The sequence below is a fragment of the Motilimonas cestriensis genome (assembly GCF_021295315.1).
GTDB lineage: Bacteria > Pseudomonadota > Gammaproteobacteria > Enterobacterales > CBDFNC01 > Motilimonas > Motilimonas cestriensis.
This window is the reverse complement of record NZ_JAIMJA010000052.1, coordinates 1-4,000: the sequence shown is the minus strand read 5'-3', so window position 1 is coordinate 4,000 and position 4,000 is coordinate 1. Positions and strand designations below refer to the sequence as shown.

The window sequence follows — 4,000 nt, the reverse complement described above, 5'->3', positions numbered from 1 at the left end:
GCAACTTCTAGTCGGAATTCTGGTGAATAAGTTGGTCTTGTACGTTTTGACATATTGATACCTGCTTAGTTATGGTGATCTTATCACCTCTAATCAGGTGGCCAAAATAGTTGTACCACTACACTCCCAGCTTATAGTAAGTTCAGTTCTAACGTTATCCGTTGATAGGATATTTAAACCGACCTCTGGTGTATGACATCTAATAGCAGTACCGCTTGGTAAAGATTTAATGAACATTGCTATTTTCCGCTTCCTTAGCCACCCATTAATTTCATGTGTACTCTCTACGCCAAAGTCATCATATGTAATCTTTTCGAAGCTTGGCATTTTATCACCTAACTTCTTCCTCATTAGATCTAATCCATTTGCCGATCTAAAAAGCTTATACGCTTCAATCGATTTTATGTTCGAGAAATCAATTTCGTTCATATATGTTTTGAAACAATCCTGGTCAAGGTTTAGCTGGTCAGTTTAACTGGTGCACTTGGTGGTTGAAGCTGGCAGACGTGACAAACTTCAAATTTAGGTGGGTATCCCCTTATTATTACTTATTATGTTTCAATTCTAGTTTCGAGGAATGCTAGATACTTAGGGTCATCTTCCATAAAAATTTCCATTCCCCTCCCATATAAGCTCTAGTTAATTCATCTGCGGATTTATCTAACTCGTTTAATTCGAAATAAGCTTGTCCAAGCCTTAGATGGATATATGCGTTACCCAAACCTGCTGGACATTGAACGGCATTAGTAAATGATTTCATCATCTTTTCAAAGTTATCAGAAAAGAAATGAGTATCGCCTATAGCAACGAGCAACCATGTAGCTGCTTCCCAATTAGAAAAATGATCAGGAAGAAGTTTTATAGCTTCAATGTACTTTGCTCTAGCTTCAGAGTAATGATGATCACTTGATAGTTCATTACCTTCTTTGCTAAGAACAGCAATCTTTTTATGAATACCTGGATCTAGCACTAAACTCATTTAATTCTCGATATTCGCGGAAATGTAACAGCTTATTAGAACCCAAGTAGGGTGAAAAACGCCCCCAAACGGCGTCTAAAACATATCAACAATATTTACATCATTTTTATCTATAGTAAACAATCAATTATCGGTCCCGTAGGAGAAAACGGACACCCTCTTAAATACAGACAAACTTCTCCAATGGGTTTAACTGGTGCACCTGGTGGTTGAAGCTGGCAGATGTGACAAGCTTCAAATTTAGGTGGGTGCTGTAAACTCTCTGATTATTAAGTTTATGCCCATACGTCGCACGCGCTATCTATTATTTTAATGGAGCCATCAAAACCACTGAGCATACTTGAAGGAATATCCGTCGAGATATCCTTTACTGCGTAACCTACATCACATTCCTGATCAAAGAAAAGCATATCGAATTTTTCTAAAGCAAGAAAAACGAACTCTTTCAATTCCGGCCCATCTATGGGTCTGCTAAGAGTAAAACCAGTTACTCCTTTGTCAGGGTTTCCAAGTACATCTATTACGTCAGCAATAATTTCATCTGAGAATGTAATCTCATAGCCGCCCACCCCCTTGTCTAGACTACCAAAACTCTTAGCAAACGATTCGGCTTCAGACCATGGGATTATAGCTGGTTCACCTTCTTGAAATTTCATCAAAAACGCCGAAAAACTCATTGTATTTTCATACTCTCTTTAGATCGAAAAACTGATTGAAAAAACTGATTGGACACCCTCTTAAATACTGACCAACTTTCCCCGGCCAGCTTCAAATGCTTAGCTGCTGTTATGTATAAAGCAGACGCAATTTGGTGATTTTGCCCCATTCCGTAGCCGTATTGGTGCATCACGGATCTCGTGGACATCATGATACTTGAAGCCTGACTTCTAATGTAACGATGAACACTATGCCAATGCTTAAAGCGATTTCGGCTTGATTAGACACCTTATTGGCGCGCATAAAACAATCAGCAAAATCGCTTACACCTTGGCTGAGCCTGAAGCTAACTGTGCCTTGAGCACCTTTGACTTGAATAGTGCTAGCGCGAGGTTAACCGATAACTGTCTAGTGCCCCTGTTATTTTCATGGATGAAAAAACAACAGGCAGCGGTGAGACCGTGCTAAGAGAGCCTCAATATGTGTTTGTTGTAGGCGATATCCTAACGACAGCATGACAAAGCGAAGTAAACGCCTTTGCTGATTGGCTTTAAATTCGATTGAAAAAACAGTCGAAGGGATCAGCGTACCTCTTGACAAACGGGAGGCTCATATGTGTTATAACGAAAGTTCATCAAACAGCCCATCTATATAGCTTATTGAATTACTTAAATTTTTCTTATCAATTCCTCTTTCGGAAAGATATTCAGCTATAACTGAAAAACATGAATCTATATCTTTCAGTTCTTCATCAGTAAAAGTTAACGTTGATATACCAAACTTAGAGAAGTATTCGTTTCTCTTGCCCATTTCTTTAGACCATTTCTTTGATAAGTCTTCGTTAATGTCTATCTTTTTTACATCTCTGACCCTTTCTACAGCCATATGCGTTGATGAAGGACTGATCTCGAAACCCACGAGTTTATTCGTATATGGATTAAGTATTGTGTAATCAAGTCGATATTTGTGTTTAGCCTCTTTTCCTGCATACCGCAACTCCGGTATTAAAAAAGGCTCTTCATATGCATTGTCTGAATTTTTCAAGTAGTCTATATAACGATCTGCTATAGCTTTTTCATACTGTGAGTTAGAAACTCTTTTTAAAATACTTTTGTAAAATCGAACAAAATCCTTTGATGATTGAAATTTCATTGGTTCATCAGAATCCGGATCAATTAGTCCTGTATTCATAACATGCCTAATTGTCCAGAAATTGAAATCTGACCGTCTCATTTCAGATTTGTCGTTTACCCAGTCATCATTTCTCATTTCAGGAGAAATGAGTAATCCCCACACTAAATTTCCACTTCCAAACCAAATTGTCCAAAGAGATTCATTAGGTTTGTGCCTTACTCTTTCTTTAAAATTTCGATAAAAGTTACGGGTAAGAAATAATATTAGGTACTCTTTTAAGAGATGATCTTGAAGAGCATGCATTAAGAAAAACTCACGATTAACCTTATTATATGGTGCTCTTGGCTTTAATCGACCTAGAGCAGCTTTTTCTCTTACACTTTTACCTAAACCATCAATCCACATACTAATAAAATCATTGGGATCTAAAAAAACAGTGTTAACACTATCTACGTAAGTGTTATTGTTCGCTCCCATCATTGCATGAAATGAATGAATAGAGCCAACACCTGTTATTTCTTCAAAACGAATTAATGCTTTATCTTGTAACAACTTCAAACGAGCTGTAAGTAACTGCTCTTTTTCTTCTAAGAATTTTTTATTGATACTTACTACGTCCATAATTACCTTTTTCGTTATAACGCTTCAATCAGCCTCATCGTTTCTTCCGCATCACTTAACCACCGCCACCTTACTCAATGTAGGTTGTATTGACTTGTTAAGTCTGCCGCGTGGGGACGTATCGCTCGCTATGGCGTTTTAACGCAACGCTCAGCTAGCTGATTTAATTTTGAGAACCAATATACTGAGTTCGAGGTAATTTGGATAGTCTTTATGTCCATATTTATCTGTATGTTACGCGCAATCAAGCCTTCCACATTGATGTAGAATTTTTACTACTCCCAATTTAGTGCTGCTGCATTTCTGATTGTCTGATCACCCCTATATTTAGCTTCACTAGCCGTAACCTTTCACCAGCCCCCTATTGACTGACCACCGCCTGTTCAGCACTCTTTTGTGGCTTCTCGGCTAACCAATCACTCACCAATAATGGTAAAGCGAATAATTGCTGCCAGCGATACGCCACCTCAGCATCGGTTAAGTGTAAACGCCCCATGATCCCACGGGCTGATGTTGCTAATGTTTGAAGTTCCAAGGCAGGAGCGCATCGATATCTGGCTCCGCTTTCGCTAACTCCTGCATACACTTGACCATGTAGTCATAGAGGAT

At 38.5% G+C, this 4,000-nt stretch carries 4 protein-coding genes; all 4 read right to left on the bottom strand.

Annotated features, from left to right (window positions below; genetic code table 11):
* Positions 1–580: 580 nt before the first annotated feature.
* Positions 581–979, bottom strand: a complete 399-nt coding sequence (locus K6Y31_RS21810; RefSeq protein WP_233055146.1) for a tetratricopeptide repeat protein — start codon at positions 977–979, stop codon at positions 581–583.
* 275 nt (positions 980–1,254) lie between these two features.
* A complete protein-coding gene (locus K6Y31_RS21805; RefSeq protein ID WP_233055145.1) occupies positions 1,255–1,635 on the bottom strand; it encodes a hypothetical protein in 381 nt (126 codons plus the stop codon).
* A gap of 619 nt (positions 1,636–2,254) precedes the next feature.
* Positions 2,255–3,391: a hypothetical protein gene (locus K6Y31_RS21800; RefSeq protein WP_233055144.1), complete on the bottom strand. Its 1,137-nt coding sequence runs from the start codon at positions 3,389–3,391 to the stop codon at positions 2,255–2,257.
* Positions 3,392–3,752: 361 nt separating this feature from the next.
* Entirely contained in the window at positions 3,753–3,926 is a 174-nt protein-coding gene (locus K6Y31_RS21795; RefSeq protein ID WP_233055143.1) for a hypothetical protein, read from the bottom strand.
* Positions 3,927–4,000: the final 74 nt, after the last annotated feature.

Bases quoted from the DNA above. Each gene is read 5' to 3' on its own strand.
- K6Y31_RS21800 (WP_233055144.1), bottom strand. From the start codon at position 3,391: ATGGACGTAGTAAGTATCAATAAAAAATTCTTAGAAGAAAAAGAGCAG.
- K6Y31_RS21805 (WP_233055145.1), bottom strand. From the start codon at position 1,635: ATGAAATTTCAAGAAGGTGAACCAGCTATAATCCCATGGTCTGAAGCC.
- K6Y31_RS21810 (WP_233055146.1), bottom strand. From the start codon at position 979: ATGAGTTTAGTGCTAGATCCAGGTATTCATAAAAAGATTGCTGTTCTT.